Below are 21,652 nucleotides of genomic sequence, written 5' to 3' on the forward strand. Positions count from 1 at the left end.
CGACGTCGGGTGCGTCGACCACACGCACCGGACATCCGAGGAGTTGGGGGGCGTGGCTTCATCGCCGGATACGCGAGACAGCCAAGGAGGCCATCGGGACAGATCACTTGACCGAGGACATAAAGGTCCTCAACGCTCAGGGCTACGACATCGTCCAAGCTGACGCGGAGGACTTCGACCTTGAGCGTAACGTTCGATGTGATCGTCGCCGGTGACATTATCGAACATCTGAACAACATCGGGAACTTCTTGCACTGCCTCAAGCGCCACATGACACCAGAGACCGACCTGATCCTTACCACGCCGAATCCTTTCGACGTGGAACGGTTCATCGTCTGCCTCATTCGCAACGCGGTGGGGGTGAACCCCGACCATACGGTATGGCTCGACCCAGTGGTTATGTGGCGCACCCTCGACCGAGCCGGCCTGCGGATTGTCGGGTTCACGTGGACAATGACGCGTTTTCGATCGATCAGCGGCCCGGGGGTAGCGTCACAACTGGCGCGAGTTTTGTCCGGATGGATCACTCGTGTTCGTCCTGCGATGCAGTCCGACTATGCCGTGGTTGTTAAGCTTTCCTAACATTCTCAGCTGAGCCGAGCTCCGTCGCGCAGGGCGTGGCCAGCAGGGCGTCGTCTTCTGGCGTCCGGGAGACTCCGAGGAGTGCGCGATAGTGAGCCCGGAAGATGCGAGCGGTGCGCCCCCAGCTGAACTCTCTGTGGCGAGCATGGCCTGCATCGACCAGGCGCTGGCGCACCGCGGCGTTGGTCCAGACTGTGGCCACAGCCTCGGCGATGGCGTCGACGTTGTAGGGGTTGAACGTGAGTGCGCCGCCGCGAGCGATCTCGCGCAGAGGTGAGATGTCGGAGCACACCACGGCAGTTCCCGCTTCGAAGGCTTCGAGGATGGGCAGGCCCCAGCCCTCGAACAGCGAGGGGAAGACGACGCCGCTGGCACGGAGGTAGAGCTGCCGGAGGGTACCCGCATCCACGAAGCCGAGCGGATGGACAAGGTCGTCGACGGCCAGGCGCCTTATCTCAGCTGCGACCGCCGGCCAGTGCTCGTTTTTCCTTCCGGTCAACACGAGCGCTACGTCGAGGTTCCATCGTGCACGCAGGCGGGCGATAGCCTGGATCAGCCGCAGGTGGTTCTTGTGCGGCCACGTCTGTGCAGGGAACAGCAAGAAGCGTTCCGGAAGGCCGAGCCGCGGGGACGCGGCGGCAGAAGTTCCATACGCCTCGGCGTACAGGCTCAGTATCGATGCCCATGGGACGACGATCACACGGGCTGGGTCGACACCGAGATGCCTGATGACGTCGTCGCGCCCGCCGGCAGTCATTACGGCGACAAGGCTGGCCTGGCGCGCCATGGCTCGGTACATAACACGCCGGTAGGCGCGCGTGAGCGGGTGCCAGAACTCGGGATGGTGGACGTGCTGAAGATCGTGCGGTTGGTAAATGTTCGGCAGCCGCGTGCGGAACCCACGCTGGCGCATGAAATGGACAAGATCAACATCCGCCGCCTCGACGGTACCGTCCGAGGCCGGTAGGACGTGCCCACGGCTGTCCGCCGCGTAATCGATGATCTTGCCGAGCAGGGGTGACGATCCGGCCAGCTGTCGCATCCGCGCACTCTTCGCATCGCCCGCGGAGCCCCCCACCAGCGGCTTGCAGGGACCTCGCAGCGCCGGCCGGAGCCACTCGTGGTCAGGGTACACGAGAAACAGGTACTCGTCGTCGCTGTCGACAAGCGTCGCCAGACCACTCGCGAGGCCGAGTACGGCTTGCTGAACCCCGCCTGGGTCGCCGTCAATGACCCTGGCATCGATCGCGATCCTCATAGCTCTGCCACTTTCGTCACTCGTTGCGACGTCAGTCCGGTCAACCGCCGCGCCGCGCCTCTCGCGGATAATCGACTTTCTGCTGCGCCCGCCGACGCCTGCGGTGCCGGCCCTTGATGGCGTGACCGTTGGTCTCCTTGCCGTTTGGCTCCTGGCCGTACTGGTAGGGCCCGTAGGCGCCGCGGCTGGGCTGGGCTCGGTTGAACACGTAGCCGAGCAGCGGGGCGCCGATGAAGCCGAGGCGTTCACGGGCTTCGGCGAGTAGCGCCATCGGCGTGCCGCGACTGACCACCATCACGATCCCATCGACCTGTCCGGCGATGGCAGAGGTGTCCGCCACCGCCAAAAGCGGGGGAGAGTCGAACACGACGAGGTCTGCGCGCTCCTTGATGCGCTGGACAGCCGTCCGGAACCCTGACGTGCGGAAGAAGGAACTGGCGCCCTCCACCGGTTTTCCGGCAGGCACCACGGACAGGCCCGTCCTCTCGGAGACCTGCCAGCGGTTGACGCACCAGTTCGATGGAATCGCGAAGTCGATGAGGTCCGTAAGACCGAGCTCGTCGGTCATGCCGGCTGCGCGGGACAGGCCCCGCATCCGCTCGTCGGCGTCCACGAGCAGCAAGTGGCGCCCGTCCCGGGCGGCGACGACTGCGAGGTTCACGGCCGTGGTGGTCTTGCCGTCCCCGGGAACGGCGCTCGTGACGAGGAAGCTGCGGGCGCCGTCGTCCTCGAGAGCGGACTCCAGCGACGCGAGGACGAAGGCATAGGCCTCAGCAGCGGCGGAGTGGGGCGCTGACACGGTGGGAGTCAGCCCGTCCACGCCCACGGCATGGAAGTCGGGTATCTCGCCGAGCAGGGGTGCGCCGAGCACGCGGGCCGGGTCGTGACGACTGTCTGCCTTCTGGGCGGCGTCGCCTCGCCACCACGCCACACCAGCCGCAGCGACGAAGGCGAGCAAGGCCGCCGTGGCCGCGTTGCGCACAGGGCGTGGCTGCACCGGCGACTCCGGCGCCGCCGCCGGCTCGAACAACTCCACGCCCGAGCCGTACAGCTCCGCATCCACGGCGAGCTGGGCGGCGCGCTCCTGGAACGCGGCTTGCTCCCCCGTCTCCTGGAGCTGGGCGAGGGCGGCGGCCGCGTTGGCGCGTACCTCCTTCGCAACGTGTTCCTGGTACGCCTCGGCCACCGCGTTCGCCAGCTCGGCGGCTGCGTGAGGTGTTCCATCACGGGCGCGGATCGTGATGACGTCCGACTCGGTCGCCGCCTCGGCTTCGACCGCAGCGCGGACTTCGTCCAGCGCCAGTCGGTCATCAATGCGCTCACGGGCCAGATCCAGCACTACCGTGGAGCTGATACGCTCGGCCTGGTTGCGCACGTGGCGGTTGGGGTCGCTGAAGGTGGGGCCGACCTCGGAGAAGACGCCGGCGTTGCGCGGATCGGCGAGGATCAGGCGCGCTTGCGCCTCGTAGCGGACGGGTTGGAGCAGCGAAACACCGCCGGCCATCCCCGCCAGGGCGATGACCGCGGCGAGCACCCGCCAGCGATACCGCCATACCGATTCGAGCAGACCCGGACCGGCATCCCACACCTCTTCGTGTTGTGCCTCCACCTTAACCTTGTCCATTTCGTGCGCCGCGTCGGCGAGAGGGGGCCTGGCGCGGCCTGCATCCCACCACGGGAGCTGCTGTCCACCGCGATACTGAGGGTAATCGGCGCGGCGGCGGGTCACCTTGAAGGGACGCAAATCACCGGAAGCGGCGAATGCTGGCTCGTCCGAGGGCAACCCGACGGCATGGGAGCAGCGCCTCCGAGCCGTCCTGGAAGCGGCCGCCGATCCAAACCGTCCCGGGTTATGAGGTGCGGAGGGCGCGGCGCCGACGGCGGGCGGCGAATACGGCCCCCCCGCCGGCAACCAGCAGCGCCAGTGCCAGTGCGAGCAATCCAACCGTGAACGCGCCGGTGGCGGCAAGGTTGCGGCTCGGCGCCGGGACGGCCGGTGCTCCAGCCCGCTGCGGGCCACCGGGAGCCCGGCCCTCGACAGCGCGGGCCTCGCCGGCCGGAACGGCGACTCCGGGTGCCGGAGCCACGCCCGTGGGCGGCACCGTGACGTCGCCGGGGCGGGTGATGTCGCCCGGCAGGGCGCCGCCGTAGGGATCGGTTTGCTGCGCGGCCGCGGGCAGGGCGAAAACCAGGATTGACAGCACCGCCACCAGAGCCAGAGCGAACCTTGTCACCGTGCACCCCTTCCCCTACCGAGAGTGATCCCTCGATTGCGGCCACAGTACCAGCATTGAGCGGGGATCACACCCCCCGAATGGAGGAAAGCAAGCTGCCATAGACCGGGAGATCTCGGCTCAGGAATCCCCGAACCCGGTCCCCGACCGAGGGAGCTCTGATGGGGGCGAACTCCAGGCTTGCCGTCCACGTACCTGAGACGTCACCAACCCATACGACCCGTTCGCGCTCGGCGGAAAACCCTTCCGGCGCAGAAGTGACCACCATCCCGTCGAGCGGCGTGATCTCGACCACCAACCGCGTCGGGCGGATCGTCGGCTGGTTCTGCACGGTAAGCCGGTACACTCCGCCGTCGCCCTGCGGCTCCCAGGCGTCGTCGAGCGTCCAGTCGAGCTCAACCCGCTCCGCTTCACCGCTGCGCAGAGGGACCATCGTGGTGAAGACCGGATGCCCGAGCTCCGTGTCCTCCCGCAGCACCCCCTCGGTCAGGCTGCGGCGGAATCCCTCGCGCCTGCAGCCCCGGGCGCAATAGACGCTGAGCAGCGACCGGTTTTCCCCCGGCGCGGCGTCGGCCACGTTGGGGCCGATCACGTAGGCAGGGGCTCCCTCCATTGGCGCGTGGTTTGCGAGCTCCACCGCGGCGGTCGCCGAGGCGGCGCCGTCTTCATGCAGCTCGACGCGGTAGTGGACCGTGCGGTCGGCGTAGAAGTCAGCCTTGTTCGCGGCGGCGTTGTTCACCACAGCGGCGAGGTAGTCGCCGTCGGGGTCCAGCAGGCGCCCGGCCACGCCGGCGTCCTCGAACGCCGCCTGCACCTCCGGGTCGCGTGCGTGCATGACGAGATGCCCGCCCCCGGCCGCGCCGCCGAGTGCTCTCACCGCGGCCACCGGGCTGCCGCCGGTGTCACCGGTGAGGAAGCGCTCGAGGGCGGCGGCGGCGACCGCACCGAGCAGCTCCTTGCGCGCATCCGGGTCGGTGAGCTGCCCGAAGGCCTCGTTGGCCACGTACGCCACGACCGTGTCGGCGTCGACCGTGCCGCCGCCGGGCACCTCAGCGGCCCCAGTGAGCGCAAGGAGGCCGGCCAGGGCGTGAGGGTGGACGACGATGGTGCCGTCCACCGCCGTGCCGGTTACCCGCTCGTAGAGCGCCTCGATGGCGGTGGCCGCCGACGGGAAGTCGGGCGTCATGTTGATGTTCTGCCAGAACCCGGCGCCGCCGTAGCGGTTGTAGCGGGCGGCGTAGTCGGGGTTGGGCGGCGCGATGTCGTCTGCGGGCACCACGGGCAGGTCATGAATGCTCGAGAAGCCCCCGATGTCGACGGCCCCGCGGTCGATGGTCAGGAGGGCGTACGCTCCGACCAGGCCGCCGCTGCCGCGCAGCTCCGCGGTGTTGGAGGCACCGAGGAAGTAGCGCTTCGGGCCGTCGCCACCGAGGAACGCTGGCAGGGCGTCGGTGACGCGCGCGGCCGTGGCGACGGCTGGGGCCCACTCGTTGAGCTTCGTGACCAGCTCAGCGCGGGCCTCGGCCAGCGGGCCGACAAGTCCCGTCTCCGGGGCGGTGGCCACGAGGCCGCGCGCCTCGGCGAGGAGCTCGTCGGCCCGCCGCAGGGCGGGTGCGATGCGTTCGATGGGCTCGAGGGGGATGACCCCTCCACGAGGGAGGAGCGCGCCCACGCCACCGGGTAGGTCGGCGAGCGCGCCCGCCACCTGCTGACCGCCAGCGGCGCTGCGCGCCCCCGCCGCTGCGAGCGCGGTGGCGCCGCGCACGTTCGGGCGGAGCACGGGCACGGCACGCAATGGCAGGACCGTTGGCCCCTCGAGCCGCCGCTGGGCGCTCGAGAACGCCTCCACGGCTCCAGTCAGGTCGCTGTGTGCCGTGGCCGGGTCGGCGTCGAGCAGCGCCGCCACCCCTCTCTGCGCGAGCTCGCGTGCCGCGGTCACCTCGGCGCGCACGGTGAGCAGGCTGATCGCGGCGTAGGCGCCCCAGGCGAGCAGCCCGCCGATGGCCAGGAGGACGAGAAGGGCGCGCAGCCGCCTCCGCTTCCTGCCCCGCTCGGGTTGGCTGCCGACGGGGGTGTCCACCGCCCGGGTGTCGCTCGTCACCTGCTTCGTCCCTCCTGTGAGGCGCCAGAGCGCCAGCGGAGACGATTCTCCCCTGTGTCTGGAGCAGGCGGTCTCCTCAGCGACCGCCGTGGGAGTGCTGGCGGGCGGCTACGGCCGGCTCGGGAAAGCTGGGAAGCCGGCTCGAACCCACGGTAGCGTCCGCAGTGACGCGCCGCGCGAGCGGGGCGGTGGTCAGTTGTCCCAGTCGAGCATGGCCGCGGTGACGGGCACGAACACGCGGGGTGCGAGGTTGTCGTCGATCGGCAGGACTCCGTCGGTGCGGCCCCGCGCCTGGGCGAGCGGGAGGGCCGGGTCGTTGACGTCGGCGATCGACAGGGTCGGGATGCCCGCCTCGATCGCGGCACCGGCCATGCCGTGGTCACCGACGACGAGGTCGGGTGGTTCGACGAGCTCGCCGAGCATCGCCTCCATGTAGCAGGCGACGTGGGTGTGCCGCAGCGACCCCCCGTCGCTCACGCAGGCGACCCCGTCGAGGAAGCGCACGTTGCGTCGCCCCGACTCGACGGTCTCGATCTCCTCGTCGTCGAGAGGGGCGAGCAGCTCGGAGCCCGCCCATTGCAGCGCGCGCGCGATCGCGGCGTAGTGCGGCAGCAGCCCGGTGGGATGGCCGGTGGCGAGCAGGACCCGCCCTCCGCCGCCGGCGGCGAACCTGGCGAGCCGTTCGCGGTGCACCATGATCGCCGCGAAGGTCGCGTCCGGGTCGATGTAGCCCGGTCCCGACGGGGACGAGCCGCCCGGGTCGCCACCGCACAGCTGCTGGACGGCGGACACCGCGTCGAGGAACGAGGCCGACCGCCAGTCGAACAGCCCGAACGTGTAGACCGGGTCCCCCGCGACGAGACGGGCGCAGTTCGTCAGCGTGCTCTGGGGGCTCGTGGCGACCTCGCCCGCGAGGCCGGTCGCGACGAGGTGGTCGCGGAGCTCCACCCGCCAACGGGTCCCCACCGACGTGCGCAGCGGGTTCACGTCAGCCGCTCCAAGAGGGCGAACGCGTTCGCCCTCAGCGCCTCGACGCTGCGGCGCGCCTCCTCGCGGCAGCCCTCGAGGTGATCGGCGGGCAGGCGCACCTCCTCGTCGAGGAAGTGCGACGGCGGGCGCTCCCCGACGCGCCGCTCGGCCTCGGCGAGCCAGTCCCAGGGCACCTCCCCCGGCAGGTCGGCGCCGGTGAGCTCCGCGAAGTAGATCGTCCAGGCGCGCGGGACGACCGAAGCGATCTGGTAGCCGCCTCCCCCGAGCGCGACCCAGCGCCCCCGCGCGGACCGGTGTGCGAGATCGTGCAGGCGCCGCGCGAGCTGGCTGTAGTCGTCGGTCGTGAGCATGAGATGGGCGAGCGGGTCGGTGGCGTGCGTGTCGCACCCCAGCTGCGTCACGAGCACCTCCGGGCGGAACGCGTCGAGCGCGTCGGGAACCACCGCGTCGAAGGCCTCGAGGTAGACCTCGCCCGGTGTGCTCGGGGCCAGCGGCACGTTCAGTGAGGAGCCGCGGGCGTCATCGTCCCCCACCTCCTCGGGGAACCCCGTCCCCGGGAAGAGGTAGCGCCCCGACTCGTGCAGGCTGACGGTCAGCACCCGCGGGTCGCGGTAGAAGAGGTCCTGAACCCCGTCGCCGTGGTGGGTGTCGACGTCGATGTAGGCGACCCGCTCGGCTCCTTGCCGCAGGAGCCACTCGATGGCGAAGGCGGGGTCGTTGTAGATGCAGAAGCCGGCCGCGTGATCGGCCATCGCGTGGTGCAGCCCGCCCGCGGGATTGAACGCGTGACTCACCCGACCCTCCCACACGGCCTGGGCTGCAGCGACGGAGGCGCCACACACCTGCAGCGAGGCCTCGTGCATGCCGGGGAACACCGGGTTGTCCCCGGGTCCGAGGCCGTAGCCGATGCCGCCGCCGCGCCGTGGGTCGGCGGACAGCCGCCGGACCACCTCGACGTACTCGGGGGTGTGCAGACGGACCACGTCGTCGTCGCCGAACGGAGCCCCGGGCAGGGTCAGCACGCCCTCGGCGGCGGTGAGGCCGCAGGCGCGGATGAGCGCGACGGTCAGCTCGACGCGTACGGGCTTCAGCGGGTGGGTGGGCCCGAAGTCGTAGTGCAGCTGGTCGTCGTTCCAGATGAGCGCGGTCGCCATGGGGGCAAGCCTACGCGTCCGCTCGGCGACAGAGCCGTCCGCTATCCTGCGGTGCCACCGACGACGTCGCCCGCGGTCGGATTGGGCCCTTGCGGCTGCGGGCATCCTCGAACCCGAAAAGGGAGGCACGCGCCATGGCCACGCAGACCGCCTACACCGTCCGCGCGACCTACACCGACATGGCCGGCGCACGGCGGGCCATCGCCACGCTGGAGCGCCACGGTATACCCGGCTCGGACATCAAGCTCGAGGGGCCGGGGGCGGAGGAGGCGGCGGCCGACGGGGACCAGGCCGACGCCGACGAGCGGTTCATGCACGAGGCGGAGAAGTCGGTCCTCATCGGTGCGGGCATCGGCGCACTGGCTGGCATGCTGATCGGGGTGGTCGGCGGGCTGATCTGGCTCGGCAACATGGGGATCTACCTCGCGGCGATCGCCGGACTCTTCGGCGGCGGCGGGCTCGGCTTCCTCGTCGGTGCGATCGCCCGGGTGCAGGAGAGCGACGCGGCCGAGCTCACGTTCGGCGACTCCGGCGGCAAGGAGGTCGTCGTGGCCCTCCACACCGAGAACCGGGAGGACATCGACAAGGCGCTCGAGCAGCTGCGCGACACCGACCCCCCTCCCGCCGAGCTGGAGAGCGTGGACGCCGACGGCAAGCCGCTCGACGACGCGTAGCGGTCCACCGGCTGGGCTACTCGTAGCGCAAGGCGACCACCGGGTCGAGGCGCCCCGCCCGGCGGGCCGGGAACACCCCGAACGCGACGCCCACGGCGAGGCTCACGCCGAAGGCGAGCGCGACGCTCCAGCCCGTGACCGTGGCCGGCAGGGGCGTGAAGCGCTGCGCGACCGCGGCAAGGCCCATCCCGGCGCCGATACCGAGGAACCCGCCCGCGCCGCAGAGCACGACCGCCTCGACGAGGAACTGCAGGGTGATGTCGCGGGTGCGCGCCCCGAGCGCCATGCGAAGGCCGATCTCGCGGGTGCGCTCGGAGACGCTCACGAGCATGATGTTGCTCACCCCGATGCCGCCGACGAGCAGGCTGATCCCCGCGATGGCGGCGAGCACGTACGTGAGCGTGTCGAGGATCTGCCCCGCGACGCCGAGGATCTCCTCCTGGGTGACGACGCTGAACTCCTCGTCGTCGAAGCGGACGGCGAGCTCGGCGCGGATCTCGTCGGCCACCGCGTCGAGCACGTCGGACTCGGGCGCCTTCACGAAGATCGTGTCGACCCGCCGTGTGCCGAAGAGCCGCTGGGCGGCGGTGATCGGCACGAGCACCTGCGCGTCGCGGTCCACGCCGAGGGTTGCGCCGAGCCGGTCGACGACGCCGATGACCCGGAAGCGCAGGCCCGCGATCGTCACCGTGCGGCCGAGCGCGTCGGCGTCACCGAACAGTCCCTCGGCGGCGCTCGCCCCGAGGACCGCGACCCGCCGCCCGGTGAGCACGTCGGAGGCGGTGAGGAACTCCCCGCGGGCGACCGGGCGGTTGACGACCTCGTCGAAGTCCTCGGTGACGCCGATCACGCTCGCGAACGCGGCGACGTTGTCGGCCCGCACGGTCTCACCGCTCGCGAGGTTGCCCGTGACCGCGGCCCGGCCGGCGAGACGCCGGTCGATGCGGTCGACGTCGTCGAGGGTGAACTTCGACAGCGTCGGCGCAGCCCCGAACTCGAAGGTGCCGGGAGCGACGATGAGCAGGTTCGAGCCGAGGTCCTCCACGCCGGCGGTGACCTCTTCGCGGGCGCCGCTGCCGACGGCGACGAGCAGGACGACGCTCATCACCCCGATGACGACGCCGAGCGTGGTGAGCGCAGAACGCAGCCGGTTCGCGGTGATGGCCGTGGCAGCGACCTTCGTCGCCTCGGTGAGCCTCACGGACGTGGCCCGCCCGTGTCCGAGGCGATCACCCCGTCACGCAGCGCGATGCGCCGGGGCGCCTGTGCCGCGACCTCGGGGTCGTGGGTGATGACGACGAGCGCGACCCCCGACGCCTCGTTCAGCCGACGCAGCAGCTCGAGCACTTCGCTGCCCGTGACGGTGTCGAGGTTGCCGGTCGGCTCGTCGGCGAGGACGAGGCGCGGCTCGGTCACGAGGGCCCGCGCGATGGCCACGCGCTGCTGCTCACCGCCGGACAGCTGCGCCGGCCGGTGCCCCGTGCGGTGACCGAGACCCACGGCGTCGAGCGCGGCCGCCGCCCGCTCCCGCCGCTCCACCCGCCCCACACCCCGGTAGACGAGAGGCAGGCCGACGTTGGCGAGCGCCGACGTGCGGGCGAGCAGCTGGAACTGCTGGAAGACGAAGCCGATGTCGCGGTTGCGCAGCGCGGCGAGCTCCCCGTCGGACAGGGTCGTGACGTCACGCCCGGAGAAGCGGACGGTGCCGGTGCTCGGGCGGTCGAGCGCGCCGAGCAGGTGCAGCAGCGTCGACTTGCCGGACCCGCTCGGGCCGACGATCGAGACGAACTGCCCCGGGTCGACCCGGAAGCTCACCCCGCGCAGGGCGTGGACGACGGCCGCGTCCTCGCGTTCCCTGCGGCGCGCACCGAGCCGGTAGGTCCGCGTGACGTTCTCGACGTCGACGACCGCGAGGTCCGCAGGGGCGGTGACGAGGTCGGTCACGGAATGACCCTCCCACTGCCCTCGTCGGGGGCCCTGCGCAGCCCCGTGCGTCGTCGTGTCGGCCTCATCGGAGGTCCGAGCGCGCCTGGACCTGGTCGCCGTCGGTCAGCCCTTCGAAGCCCGACACGACGACCCGGTCGTCGGTGGTGAGGCCGCCGTCGACCGCGGCGCGGTCGTCACCGATCGCCGCGACGGTCACCGCTACCTCCTCGGCCCGCCCGTCGCGGACGACGAACACGACCGTGCCGGGGTCGCGCTGCGACCCTGCCCCCGGTTGCGGGTCGCGGCGCACGAGCGCCCGTGAGGGGACGACGAGGGAGGCGTCGACCTCCCGCGTGGCGATCTCCGCGCTCGCGGTCATGCCGACCCGCACGCCGGCGAGGGTGTCGGCGTCGGGACCGGTGATGCGCACGCGGGCGGGAAAGCCGACGCCGCCCGCCTCGGTCGTCGCCGCCTCGATGTCGACGGACTCCACGACCCCGGAGAACTCCACGCCCGGGAAGGCGTCGATGAGCACGACCGCCGGCTGACCGGCGCGCACGGCCGGGGCGTCCACCTCGTCGACGTCCACGGTGACGTAGAGCGTGGACAGGTCGTAGACGGTGAAGAGCGTCTGCCCGGCCGTGACCGGCGCCCCGACGCGCAGGGTCCCTCCGCCGGCCGCGCCGGCCAGACCCGCCATGCCCCCCGCGGCGCCCGCGAGCCCCGGGGGCAGCCCGAGGCCGGCAGGCAGTGCGGCGAGTGGGCCCCCGTCCGCCGCGGCGGCCTCGCCGAGGCGGAGGGTGCCGTCGAAGGGGGCGGCCGCGGCCAGCTCGTCGGCCTGGCGGTCGGCGGCCGCCGCGGCGGCGTCAGCCTGGGCGCGCTGGGCCGCGGTCGCCTGCGCCACCGCCTGGTTGAGCGCGTCGGAGAGGCTGCGTGCGGTCTCGTCCTGGCCCGCGGCGACGGCCTCGGCGGCGGCGAGCAGCGCCGCTCGCGTGGTGAGGTAGGAGGCCTCCACGGCGTCGATGGCGCTCGTCGCCGCGGCGCGCTGGCCGGGATCGGCGATCGCCGCGGCCTGTGCGCGCGCCTCGTCGATCCGGGGACGGGTCCCTGCGTCGAGGTCGGCGACGGCCTGCGCGGCGCGGGCACGGGTGGCCGTCCCCCCGCCGTCGATCGCGATGCCCGACGTGCGGGCGGCGGCCTGCGCGGCGGCGGCCTGCTCGCGGGCGAGGTCGACCTGGCTCGACTCGAGGCGGACGACCACCTGTCCCGCGGTGACCGCGTCGCCGTCGGCGGCGTCGAGGGCGACGACGACGCCCGACACGGTCGCGGCGACGTCCTGACGAGCGGCGGCGTCCACCCGCGCCGGGGCGGACACCGTCTCCACCACCTGCCCGGCGGCGACGCGTTGGGTCGTGACCTCGGGGCGGTCGTCACCGAAGCAGCTCGTGGCGAGCAGCAGCGCGAGCAGGCCGAGCAGCGGCCGCAAAGGGGGAGGCATCCGTCCCATGCTATGTGCGCAAAACCGCGAACGGCGCCCTCGCCGGGGCGCCGTCTGGTGGAGCGAAGAGCCCTTTGGCGTCAGCCCTCGTCGGTGGCGACCGGCGCGAGCAGCTCGGGCAGGTCGAAGGCCAGATCGGCGAGGTGGCCGGCGCAGCAGCGGTGCGCCTCCAGGTGACCGGGCAGCTCCTCCTCGAGCGCCTGGCGCAGCGCCTGCACGCGGGCGGTGGCGTCGAGCGCCACGATGCCCAGCGTGTCCGCGCGTTCGACGGCCGTCCGCACCGCCTTCCGGCAGCACCCGAAGACGGGCATGTCGTCGCGCCAAGCGCCCTCGAACTCACGCAGCAGCGTGTCGGTGGCGGTGGTGGCGGTCGGCATCGTCACGTGATCTCCTGCACGTCCTGCGGTCTTGCGTCCGCTTCCGTGATTACCAGGCTACCCAACGCGAGGGCGCCCGCAACGAATGCTCACTCGCCGGCCAGCTCCGCCGAGCGGCGACGGGCGGCGTCGATGGCGTCGAGGAACGCCGCCCGCACCCGCTGCTGCTCGAGGACGCGGATGGCCGCGATCGTCGTCCCGCCCGGCGACGTGACCGCCTCCCTGAGCTCGACGGGGTGGCGGCCGGTCTCCCGCAGCATCTTCGCGCTGCCGACCATGGTCTGGATGATGAGCTCGGTCGCGATGTCGCGGGACAGCCCGAGGAGTATCCCGGCGTCGATCATCGCCTCGGCCAGGAGGAAGAAGTAGGCGGGGCCGGATCCCGACAGCGCGGTGACCGCGTCCATGTGCTCCTCGTCGAGGTGCACGACACGACCGACGTGGCCGAGGATCCCTTCGGCGATGCCGATGTGCTCAGGGCCGGCGTGCCGCCCCGGGGCGATGGCGCTCATCGCCTCGTCGACCTGCACGGGCACGTTCGACATGACGCGCACGACCGGGGTGTCGCCGGGGATGAGCGCGTCGATCGCCGCGGTGGTGACGCCGGCGACGACGGAGACGACCGTGTGGCGCCCGGTGATCTCGGGGGCGATCGTGCGCAGCAGGTCGCGGACGTTCTGCGGCTTCGTGGCGAGCAGCAGCACGTCCGAGGCGGTTGTCGCCCCCGGGGAGTCGGTGTCCGCGTGCACGCCGTAGGTCTCGGCGAGCAGTCGGGCCCGCTCCACGCGGCGCACCGTGCACCAGATCCGGTCCGGCTTCGCCCACCCTGCGCGCAGCAGCCCGTTCAGCAGGGCCTCGCCCATCCGCCCCGTCCCGAGGATCGCCAGTCTCCCGTCCATGCCTGCGCAGGCTACCCGGTGACCCAAGATTCCCGCCCCCGCGCGGGCTGGTCGGGGGGCGGGCGGGGCGGGGAGTCAGGTCCCCCGCAGGGCGCGGATGAAGAACCCGACGTTGGCGGGGCGCTCGGCGAGGCGGCGCATGAAGTAGGGGTACCACTGGTCGCCGAACGGCACGTAGACGCACAGCCGCCACCCGTCGCGCAGCAGCGCCTGCTGGAGGGCGGGCCGCACCCCGTAGAGCATCTGGAACTCGAAGCTGTCCCGGGCGCGCCCGAGCCGGGCGGCTGTGTCCTTCGCCCGGGCGATGAGCCGGTGGTCGTGGGTCGCCAGGCGGGGGTAGACCCCGTGTGCGAGCAGCCAGTCGGCGCAGGCGGCGAAGCTCGCGTCGACCGCCGCCCGCGTGCGGTAGGCCACGTCCCGAGGCTCGGCGTAGGCGCCCTTGCACAGCCGCAGGCTCGCCCCGGCGGCGGTCAGGCGGCGAAGGTCGGCGGGGGTCCGGCGGAGGTAGGCCTGCACCGCGCAGCCCACCGCGCCGTGTCCGTCCGCCTGGAGCCGCTCGACGAGGGCGACGGTGGGCTCCGTCACGTCGCTGCCCTCCATGTCGAGCGTGACGTGGGCGTCGAGGTCGCCGGCTGCTGCGGCGACGTCGGCGAGCAGCGCACGGCAGAGGTCCGGGTCGACGCGCAGGCCCATCTGGGTCGGCTTCACCGACACCCCGGCGTGCAGCCCCTCCACGCCGGCGCGTTCGAGCGCCGCGAGGACCACCCGGGCCGCGCCGCGCGCCGCCTCGGCGGTCGTCACGTCCTCGCCGAGGTAGTCGAGCGTCACCGACGCGCCCGCCCGCACGAGGCTGCGCGCGACGGCAAGGCCGTCGTCGAGTGTGTCGCCGGCGATGAACCGCTCCGCGACGCGGCGGGTGGCGCTCCGCCGGAGCACCTCCCGCTGCAGGACCGGGGAGGCCCCCGCCCGCAGCAGCGTGGCGCGCAGCAACCCCTACCCCGCGTTGCCGGGCCCGGAGGCGTCCACCGCCGAGCTCACGCCGGTTGCACCTCCCGAGCCGGGGCCTTCCCGCTGCCCGCAGGGTAGCCCCCGGAGCGGGCGGCGGCCCGGGCGACGCGAAAGCCCGCGGCGGATGCCGCGGGCCTCGCGTCCCCGCCGGTGCCCCGGCGGGTCCTTCAGCGTCAGTCGGTCGAGGGGCCTTGCAGGGCGGCCAGCGGGCCGTGCTTGCGCGAGCGGCTCCACCAGGTGATCGCACCAGCCGCGCCCATCAGGACGATGGCGAGGCCCATGCCCGTGCCACCGGTGCGCGGCAGCGAGGTGCTCGGCGTGGGCGTCGCCGGGGCGCCTGGGTCGATCGGCGTGGTCGTGCCGGCGGCCGGACCGAAGTTCGACACGCTCTCCATGCCGGGGCCCGACAGCTCGAGGCTCGGCAGGCCGAGGTTCCCGAGGTTGCCACCCAGCAGGCCCTCGACGAGGCCGGTGACCGTGCCGAGCAGACCGCCGATCCCGGCGAGCTGCTGCGCCTGTGCGCTCTGGGCGCGCATGCCGCCCTGCGACTGCGCCGAGGTGCCGAGCAGGCCACCGAGCAGGTCGAACTCGCCGAGCAGGCCGTTCACGACACCGAGCAGGCCGGCGTCGACGCCACCGAGACCGAGGTCGAGGTTGCTGAGGTCGACGCCCACGGTGAGCGGGGTGACCGCCGCGCGGGAGACCTGGAAGTCACCGTCGGTGCCGACGTTCTCGATGATCTCGAGGCCGCCGACGTTGACGATGCCGCTGAGGCTGCCACCGACGATCGGCAGGTTGCCGAGCAGGCCGGTCAGCGTCCCGGGCAGGCCCGACAGCGCCGACTTCAGCGCGTCGCAGCCGTTCACGGGAGCGGCGAGGCCGAGCACCCGCACGCCGCCGGCGTCGCACAGGGCGACCGCGGTCGCGTCCTGGCCGGCTGCGCTGCGCACCCCGAGGGTGAGCGTGTCGAGAGCGATCAGGTCGGTGCCGAGCAGGCCGTCGAGCAGGCCGGTCAGCGTGTCGAGCAGACCGCTGACGAGCCCCAGCAGGCCGTTCAGCAGCCCCTCGAGCTGGCCGACGAGGCCCGTGACGGTGCTGAGGACCCCTGTGAGCTCGGTGAGCTGGAGGTTCGCGGCGTTGAGGAGCGCCGACGTCTCGTTGAAGCTGCCGAGCTGGCCGCAGATCGCGGGCGCGAGCGGCAGGGCGCAGACACCGCTGTTCAGCAGGTTGACGGCGTCCTGGAGCGGCATGCCCCCGGTGATCTGGTTGAGGTTGGTCTGCAGACCGGCCACTTGCGCGGCGAGCGCGTCGACCTGGGCGACGAGGCCGCCGACGCTCGACAGGCCCAGGCCCGCGAGCAGTGCCTGCAGCTGGCTGGTGATGCCGTCGATGCCGGTGAGCGAGCCCGTCAGCTGCTCGACGATGGCGGTGAGCTGCAGGTCGGTCAGACCGAGGTCGCCGAGCAGCCCGAGGAGCGAGCCGAGGTCGAGGTTGTTGAGCAGGTCGAGCGGCAGCAGGTCTCCGAGGTTGAGCTCGAGGCCGCTGAGCACCGCACCGTTCTGGGCGGCGGCCTGCGCGGCGTTGGCCGTGGACAGCGAGCCTGTCTGCGGCAGCGCCACACCGAGGCCGGTGAGGCTGGTGACGCCGGTCAGCGTGGCGCTCAGCGCGTCGATGACCGAACGCGCCTCGCCGCCCTCGACGATGGCCGAGAGCTGTCCGACGGTGAGGGAGCCGAGGCCGTTCGGCAGGCTCGCCGACTCGCCGCCGGCCGTGTTCTGGCCGTCGGAGCGGGCGGTGAACTCCTGCCCGACCGCGAGGAGCTGGGACAGCGCGAACGGCTGGCCGTTGCCCCGGGCGTTGCGCTGCGCGTCGGTGTCGGTCGACGCGTAGCTCAGCAGCGAGCCGAGGTTGAGGTCAGCGAGGAGGTCGCTCACGACGGGAACGCCGTTGATGTCGAGAGCGAGGATGTCAAGCTTGGTGGTGGCCGTGCCCACGTCCGAGGGCGTCGCCGCGGCCGCGCCAGTGGCTGGCAGGGCGACGAGAGCAAGGACGGTGGCAAGGGCGAGGAAGCGGCGACTCAGTCGACTCATGTGATGTACCTCGTAGGTTGGCTGGCCGCCCCCCCAAGGAGCCGGCGCGGACTGCGGGGATTCTTCTCCTTACGGAGAGTTCTCCCGTTGCAACAGGATCAACGACCGGAGCGCCCAGCGGCTATGGCCTTGCGGGATGGTCTTTGACCCACCCGAAGTGACTAGTCCGCCGCCTCGTTCCAGCGCCGTCTCACGACGACAAGCCGACGCCCGAGCGGCACCCGAGCGACGACTCGAGCCAAGCCCCCGCAACGGGCGCTTCGCTCCGGCCGAAGGCTAGCGGACGCGGAGCTCCGCCGGACGGCGGGTGGGCGCACGGCCCTGTATCGGACGGACAGTTGACCGCCCCCGGACGCCGGACCGAAGAGCCGGTCGAGGACCTCGGGGGTTAGGGATGGTGCGCGTGTGCTCGCCGCGCAGAACGGTGAACCACGCGCGCGTCGTGTCGCCGGGGCGCGGGGAGAGCCGCTCGACCGCGAGGTCGTGGGAGGCCAACCAGCCGTCGACGACCTCGCCCGCGTCGCGGGCGGCGCTCACGCCCCCGTGGCGGCGCGCTGCTCGCGCCCGGCACGGGCGAGCACGTCGCGGTAGACGGCGAGGGTGGCCGCCGCCGTCCGCCGCCAGGAGTAGCGCGCCGCCTTGCGCCGTCCCGCCTCCCCGGCAGCGGCCCGTATCCGGGGGTCGGTGAGGTAGGGAACGAGCGCCCGGGCGAAGTCGAGCGGGTCGTCGCCCTGCACGAGCGTGCCCCCGCCCTCGCCGCCGATCGCTTCGGCGAGGCCGCTGACCGCCGAGCCCACGACGGGCGTGCCGCACGCCTGCGCTTCGAGCGCGACGAGGCCGAAGCTCTCCGAGCGGCTGGGCATGAGGACCGCGTCGGCGGCCCGGTACAGCAGCGCGAGTTCCGCCTGGGGGCGGGGCGCGAGCAGCGCGACCCGGTCGGCGATCCCGAGCTCGGCGGCGAGCCGGCGCAGCGCGAACGGGTCGGTGCGCCCGCGGCCGTCGCCACTCGGACCGCCGACCACGACGAGCCGCGTCGGCACGCCGTCGTCGGGCAGGAAGGCGTCGAGCGCCGCGAGGGCGCGCACGGCGATGTCGGGGCCCTTCAGGGGCTGGAGACGCCCGACGAACAGCACGATGCGCCCGTCACCGAGCGACCTGCGCGCGGCTGCGCGGTCGCCGCTGGCGGAGAAGACCCCGAGGTCCACGCCCGGCGTGACGACACGGACGCGTCCGGGCGGTGCGCCGTAGCGGTCGGCGAGCAGGGCGCGCTCGGCGCCGGTCGGCGCGATGATCGCATCGGCGTCCGCGACGACGCGGTCCTCCGCGGCCAGGCGGAGCACCGGCTCGGGAACGTCCCCGGGCGCAAGGCTTGCGTTCTTCACCCGGCCGAGCGTGTGGAAGCTCTGCACGAGCGGCAGTCCGAGGCGGCGGTTGGCCTGCCGCCCCACCCACCCGCTCATCCAGTAGTGACCGTGCAGCAGGTCGAGCTCGGGCACGGTCGGGTGGGCCGCGAGGCCGAGATAGAACGCGCACAGGTGGCTCGCGAGGTCGGACTTCGACAGGGCGGGGGGCCCGGCGGCGATGTGGTGCACGCGCAGTCCAGGCTCGGTGCTCACGGTGGGCGGCAGGTCGGACCCCCCCGCGCGGGTGAAGATCTCCACCTCGACGCCGCAGGCGGCGAGCTGGCGCGCGAGACAGACGATCGAGACGTTCATCCCGCCGCTGTCGCCCGTGCCGGGCTGGGCCAGGGGGGAGGTGTGCACGCTGAGCAGGCCGACGCGGCGAGGCTCGGCGGCCGGCGGGGCGCCCTGGGGGCGCTCGGCGGGATGCTCGGGGGTGCTCGTCATCCGCGGAACCATACCGCCCACCGCCCGCCGTCAGGCGGGGCGACCCGCGGGGGCCTCGTCGTCGTCCGCCGCCTCGCGCAGGAGGCGGATGTCGGCCCCGCTGTCGTCGGACCGGACGGGGCGGCTACATGCCCGTCTCCGCGGCCCAGTCCACGAGGCGGGGCGCGGGCTCGAGCCAGGCGCGCGCCGGCGCACCGCCCGGGGGCAGGGGGGTGCGCAGGAGCGCCCCCGGCACCGTCGCGCCGAGGGCGCGCAGCACCGCCGCCACGGGCGGCACCGCCGCGCGCCCCGCGCCGTCGGCCACCTTGACCGCCACCCCGACCGGTCCCCGCGATGTGGGCATGCCCGCCGCGAGCACACCCTCCGCGCCCCGCTTCGCGACGACGCGGCGATCGGACGCCATGAGCGCCGTGTCGGCGCAGCCGGCGCCGCCGACGAGGTCGGGCCGGGCGGTCATCGCGGCGCGCACCGCAGCGAGGGGCGCGCCGCCGTGTGCGGCGGCCAGCCGCGCGTAGCCGGCGGCGAGGCGCACGAGCGGCAACCGCCACGCCGGAGCCCCGCAGCCGTCGACCGCCGGGCCGGTGGGCGCGGCGCCGGTCACCGCGGCGAGGACCTCGCGCACCCGCGTCTGCAGGGGGCAGCCCGGGTCGAGGTAGCGCTCCGGCTCGCCGCCCCCCGCGGTGTGCGCCCACAGGAACGCCGCGTGCTTGCCGGAGCAGTTGTGCGCCAGCCGCGAGGGCTCGGTGGTGGTCCGCAGCGTGGCGGGGTCGGCGGGCCAGGCCGGCGGGCAGCGCAGGGCCGACTCGTCGAGACCGGCGACGGCGAGCAGGTGCGCCGCCTCGATCTGGGCGTCGTCGCTGCCGGTGTGGGAAGCGCACGCCACCGCCAGGCCGACCGGGTCGGGCGCCGCCCGCGCGAGCAGCGACGTCGTGGCGAGCGCCTGGAAGGGCTTGAGAGCGGAGCGGGGGTACACGAGCGCGTCGATGTCGCCGAGCCGGCCGACGACCGTCCCGTCCGCGTCGGCGACCGCCACGGCCCCGAGGTGCGTCGACTCGACGACCCCTCCACGGGTGAGCTGGGCGAGGGCCGCGGGCTGGAGGCCCACCGCTAGTCGTGTGCCGGCAGCACGTTCCCCGGCGCGTCACCGCCGTCGGCCCTCACGCGCGCTCCGGGATGCGCTGCATGGTGGCGAAGAGCTCGAGCGGGCTGAAGGGCTTCGTGAGGTAGGCGTCCGCACCCACCGCCTCCCCCCGTTCCCGGTCGAAGACACTGGCGCGGGCCGTGAGCAGGATGACCCCGATGCCCCGCAGCGCGGGGTCGGCGCGCAGCCGGGCGCAGACCTCGAAGCCGTCCATACCCGGCATCATGACGTCGAGCAGGACGAGGTCGGGCCGTGTCGCGCGCATCCGCGCGAGCGCGGACGGGCCGTCCTTGGCCTCGGAGTACGCGATCCCCTCGAGGTCGAGCAGCGTGCGCAGGAGCTCGCGGATCACCGGGTCGTCGTCCACGACGAGGACGTGGGCCGGCAGGGACCGCGGCGTCGCGCTCACGCGCCCCGACCGTGCGCGCCTCGCTGGAGGCCGAGATCCCCGGTCGACATCCTGCCGTCCTTCAACCGTGCGACGATCTCGTCCTGCAGCCGGTCGAGGTGGTCGAGCACACGCCGGCGCAGGTCCGAGACCGCCCGCTCGTCGCCGACCGTGCGCCGCAGCAGCTCGTCGAGCTCGTCGTCGTCGAGGTCGGGCAGCTGTCCGAGGCCGGCGTCGGCACGGTCCTCGGCCCGGCGGTCGTGACCGGAGCCGGGCACGTACACGGGCGCCAGGCGGGCCTGGGGCTGGGACCGGCGGGTCGAGACGTCGTCGGCGAGGATGGCGGGCAAGGACTCGATGAGGCCTCCGCTCGCATCACCCCGGCGCCGGGCCTGCTCGGCACGGGCGATGTCGATGCGCGCCTGCAGCAGTCGGCGCGTGTAGCTCAGGCGAGCCTCCTCCTCGCGGCAGTCGTCGCGCATCCCGAGGATCTCCTCGGAGGAGCGCTCGTCGAGGCCGTCGAGGAAATCGGGCGCGGCCACGCGGTCGATGCGCCGTCTGCCCTGCTCCGCCATCGCGGTCCCTCCGTCCGTCAGATGCGCCACCACGCTACCCGCGACAGCGGGTGCGGGCGAGGGTGAAGGGGTTCACCGGCGGCCCGTCGGCGGGATGGTACTGCCAGTGCAGATGCGCCGGGGTGGTGCGGGCCTTGCCGGTGTTGCCGACCGTGCCTCGTCGACGACGGGGGTGACCGCTACTACCACGCCCACCTCGTCCACCACCGGGGGTGGTGGCTGCCGGCTGAGCGCGCGCGCGTGCCGTCGCGGCGTCACCGCCTCAGGCGGGCAGCCCCCTCACGGCATCTCGGGGCGGTCGAGATCGGGCAGCTCGGCGAAGCGGCGGCGGTCCTTCGCGACCTCCTCCCAGGCGTCGCGACGGTTGCCGAACCCGTCGACCTTCACGCGCTTGCCCTCGAGGTCCTTGTAGATGGAGAAGAAGTGGCCGATCTCGGCGAGGAGGTGGTCGGGGACGTCGGAGATCTCCTGGACGTGCGACCAGCGCGGGTCGACGTGGGGGACGGTGATGATCTTCGCGTCCGGTCCCTTCTCGTCGGTCATCCAGAACACGCCGACGACACGCGCCCGGATCGAGCACCCGGGGAAGGTCGGCTCGCCGAGGATGACGAGCGCGTCGAGCGGGTCGCCGTCCTCGGCCCACGTGTCGGGGATGAAGCCGTAGTCGCCGGGATACTGGACGGCGGTGAACAGCATCCTGTCGAGGGTGAAGCGGCGGGTGTGGTGGTCCCATTCGTACTTGTTGCGTGAGCCCTTCGGGATCTCGACGAAGACCTCCACGACCTCCTGCTCACCCATGGGCGCAGCGTAGCCCACCCCCGGGAGGGGTAGGGCGGTGCCATGTCGAGCCCTGAGCCACCCCAGCCCCCCACCGAGCCGACGCCCCTGCCCGACCCGGGCGAGCCCACCC

Annotated in this window: 20 protein-coding genes; 2 read left to right on the plus strand and 18 right to left on the minus strand. The window is 73.0% G+C overall.

Translation table 11 applies throughout. The features are described from left to right. The first annotated feature begins 180 nt into the window (after nucleotides 1-180). Nucleotides 181-582: a hypothetical protein gene (locus VM324_12260; protein ID HVM00057.1), complete on the plus strand. Its 402-nt coding sequence runs from the start codon at nucleotides 181-183 to the stop codon at nucleotides 580-582. Here VM324_12260 and VM324_12265 read toward each other — a convergent pair. The 6 genes from VM324_12265 to VM324_12290 form a co-directional block, all read right to left on the minus strand. Beyond that, the gene (locus VM324_12265; protein ID HVM00058.1) at nucleotides 569-1,840 is read right to left on the minus strand and encodes a glycosyltransferase family 1 protein; all 1,272 of its coding nucleotides are present in this window, start codon (nucleotides 1,838-1,840) and stop codon (nucleotides 569-571) included. The two genes, VM324_12260 and VM324_12265, sit on opposite strands and share 14 nt — an antisense overlap. A gap of 40 nt (nucleotides 1,841-1,880) precedes the next feature. Beyond that, entirely contained in the window at nucleotides 1,881-3,623 is a 1,743-nt protein-coding gene (locus tag VM324_12270; GenBank protein HVM00059.1) for an AAA family ATPase, read from the minus strand. A 67-nt stretch (nucleotides 3,624-3,690) separates the two neighbouring features. Then, a complete protein-coding gene (locus VM324_12275) occupies nucleotides 3,691-4,074 on the minus strand; it encodes an LPXTG cell wall anchor domain-containing protein (GenBank protein ID HVM00060.1) in 384 nt (127 codons plus the stop codon). 67 nt (nucleotides 4,075-4,141) lie between these two features. Then, a complete protein-coding gene (locus VM324_12280; GenBank protein ID HVM00061.1) occupies nucleotides 4,142-6,175 on the minus strand; it encodes a DUF4012 domain-containing protein in 2,034 nt (677 codons plus the stop codon). Nucleotides 6,176-6,367: 192 nt separating this feature from the next. Then, the gene (locus VM324_12285) at nucleotides 6,368-7,162 is read right to left on the minus strand and encodes a phosphatase (protein ID HVM00062.1); all 795 of its coding nucleotides are present in this window, start codon (nucleotides 7,160-7,162) and stop codon (nucleotides 6,368-6,370) included. Beyond that, a complete protein-coding gene (locus tag VM324_12290; protein ID HVM00063.1) occupies nucleotides 7,159-8,319 on the minus strand; it encodes an acetoin utilization protein AcuC in 1,161 nt (386 codons plus the stop codon). Before VM324_12290 ends, VM324_12285 begins: the two co-directional genes overlap by 4 nt. A gap of 134 nt (nucleotides 8,320-8,453) precedes the next feature. On the opposite strand from VM324_12290, the gene VM324_12295 reads away from it, so the two are divergent. Then, complete coding sequence (locus VM324_12295) at nucleotides 8,454-8,993, plus strand: hypothetical protein (GenBank protein HVM00064.1); 540 nt, start codon at nucleotides 8,454-8,456, stop codon at nucleotides 8,991-8,993. A gap of 16 nt (nucleotides 8,994-9,009) precedes the next feature. Here VM324_12295 and VM324_12300 read toward each other — a convergent pair whose 3' ends face one another. From VM324_12300 to VM324_12355, 12 genes are all read right to left on the minus strand, one after another. Next, entirely contained in the window at nucleotides 9,010-10,194 is a 1,185-nt protein-coding gene (locus tag VM324_12300) for an ABC transporter permease (GenBank protein HVM00065.1), read from the minus strand. Next, the gene (locus tag VM324_12305; GenBank protein ID HVM00066.1) at nucleotides 10,191-10,937 is read right to left on the minus strand and encodes an ABC transporter ATP-binding protein; all 747 of its coding nucleotides are present in this window, start codon (nucleotides 10,935-10,937) and stop codon (nucleotides 10,191-10,193) included. Before VM324_12305 ends, VM324_12300 begins: the two co-directional genes overlap by 4 nt. A 64-nt stretch (nucleotides 10,938-11,001) precedes the next feature. Beyond that, nucleotides 11,002-12,417, minus strand: coding sequence for an efflux RND transporter periplasmic adaptor subunit (locus VM324_12310; GenBank protein HVM00067.1), 1,416 nt, complete (start codon nucleotides 12,415-12,417; stop codon nucleotides 11,002-11,004). A gap of 80 nt (nucleotides 12,418-12,497) precedes the next feature. Further along, on the minus strand, nucleotides 12,498-12,800 hold the full coding sequence (locus VM324_12315) for a hypothetical protein (GenBank protein HVM00068.1): 303 nt from the start codon (nucleotides 12,798-12,800) through the stop codon (nucleotides 12,498-12,500). Nucleotides 12,801-12,883: 83 nt separating this feature from the next. Then, nucleotides 12,884-13,693 (minus strand): pyrroline-5-carboxylate reductase, encoded by an 810-nt coding sequence (gene proC / locus VM324_12320; GenBank protein HVM00069.1) that lies wholly within the window; start codon nucleotides 13,691-13,693, stop codon nucleotides 12,884-12,886. Between the two features lie 75 nt (nucleotides 13,694-13,768). After that, on the minus strand, nucleotides 13,769-14,683 hold the full coding sequence (locus tag VM324_12325; protein ID HVM00070.1) for a proline dehydrogenase family protein: 915 nt from the start codon (nucleotides 14,681-14,683) through the stop codon (nucleotides 13,769-13,771). 191 nt (nucleotides 14,684-14,874) lie between these two features. Then, nucleotides 14,875-16,791, minus strand: coding sequence for a hypothetical protein (locus VM324_12330; GenBank protein HVM00071.1), 1,917 nt, complete (start codon nucleotides 16,789-16,791; stop codon nucleotides 14,875-14,877). Between the two features lie 533 nt (nucleotides 16,792-17,324). After that, nucleotides 17,325-18,638, minus strand: coding sequence for a glycosyltransferase (locus VM324_12335; GenBank protein ID HVM00072.1), 1,314 nt, complete (start codon nucleotides 18,636-18,638; stop codon nucleotides 17,325-17,327). 124 nt (nucleotides 18,639-18,762) lie between these two features. Next, nucleotides 18,763-19,743: an asparaginase gene (locus VM324_12340; protein HVM00073.1), complete on the minus strand. Its 981-nt coding sequence runs from the start codon at nucleotides 19,741-19,743 to the stop codon at nucleotides 18,763-18,765. A 52-nt stretch (nucleotides 19,744-19,795) separates the two neighbouring features. Next, nucleotides 19,796-20,188 (minus strand): response regulator, encoded by a 393-nt coding sequence (locus VM324_12345; GenBank protein ID HVM00074.1) that lies wholly within the window; start codon nucleotides 20,186-20,188, stop codon nucleotides 19,796-19,798. Next, complete coding sequence (locus tag VM324_12350) at nucleotides 20,185-20,772, minus strand: hypothetical protein (protein ID HVM00075.1); 588 nt, start codon at nucleotides 20,770-20,772, stop codon at nucleotides 20,185-20,187. The genes VM324_12345 and VM324_12350 overlap by 4 nt, the downstream gene beginning before the upstream one ends. Nucleotides 20,773-21,021: 249 nt before the next feature. Then, a complete protein-coding gene (locus VM324_12355; protein HVM00076.1) occupies nucleotides 21,022-21,540 on the minus strand; it encodes an inorganic diphosphatase in 519 nt (172 codons plus the stop codon). Nucleotides 21,541-21,652: the final 112 nt, after the last annotated feature.

This window comes from Egibacteraceae bacterium (genome assembly GCA_035540635.1).
Taxonomy (GTDB): Bacteria; Actinomycetota; Nitriliruptoria; order Euzebyales; family Egibacteraceae; genus DATLGH01.

Bases quoted from the DNA above. Each gene is read 5' to 3' on its own strand.
- VM324_12310 (HVM00067.1), bottom strand. From the start codon at position 12,417: ATGCCTCCCCCTTTGCGGCCGCTGCTCGGCCTGCTCGCGCTGCTGCTC.
- VM324_12330 (HVM00071.1), bottom strand. From the start codon at position 16,791: ATGAGTCGACTGAGTCGCCGCTTCCTCGCCCTTGCCACCGTCCTTGCT.
- VM324_12265 (HVM00058.1), bottom strand. From the start codon at position 1,840: ATGAGGATCGCGATCGATGCCAGGGTCATTGACGGCGACCCAGGCGGG.
- VM324_12295 (HVM00064.1), top strand. From the start codon at position 8,454: ATGGCCACGCAGACCGCCTACACCGTCCGCGCGACCTACACCGACATG.
- VM324_12290 (HVM00063.1), bottom strand. From the start codon at position 8,319: ATGGCGACCGCGCTCATCTGGAACGACGACCAGCTGCACTACGACTTC.
- VM324_12335 (HVM00072.1), bottom strand. From the start codon at position 18,638: ATGACGAGCACCCCCGAGCATCCCGCCGAGCGCCCCCAGGGCGCCCCG.
- proC (HVM00069.1), bottom strand. From the start codon at position 13,693: ATGGACGGGAGACTGGCGATCCTCGGGACGGGGCGGATGGGCGAGGCC.
- VM324_12355 (HVM00076.1), bottom strand. From the start codon at position 21,540: ATGGGTGAGCAGGAGGTCGTGGAGGTCTTCGTCGAGATCCCGAAGGGC.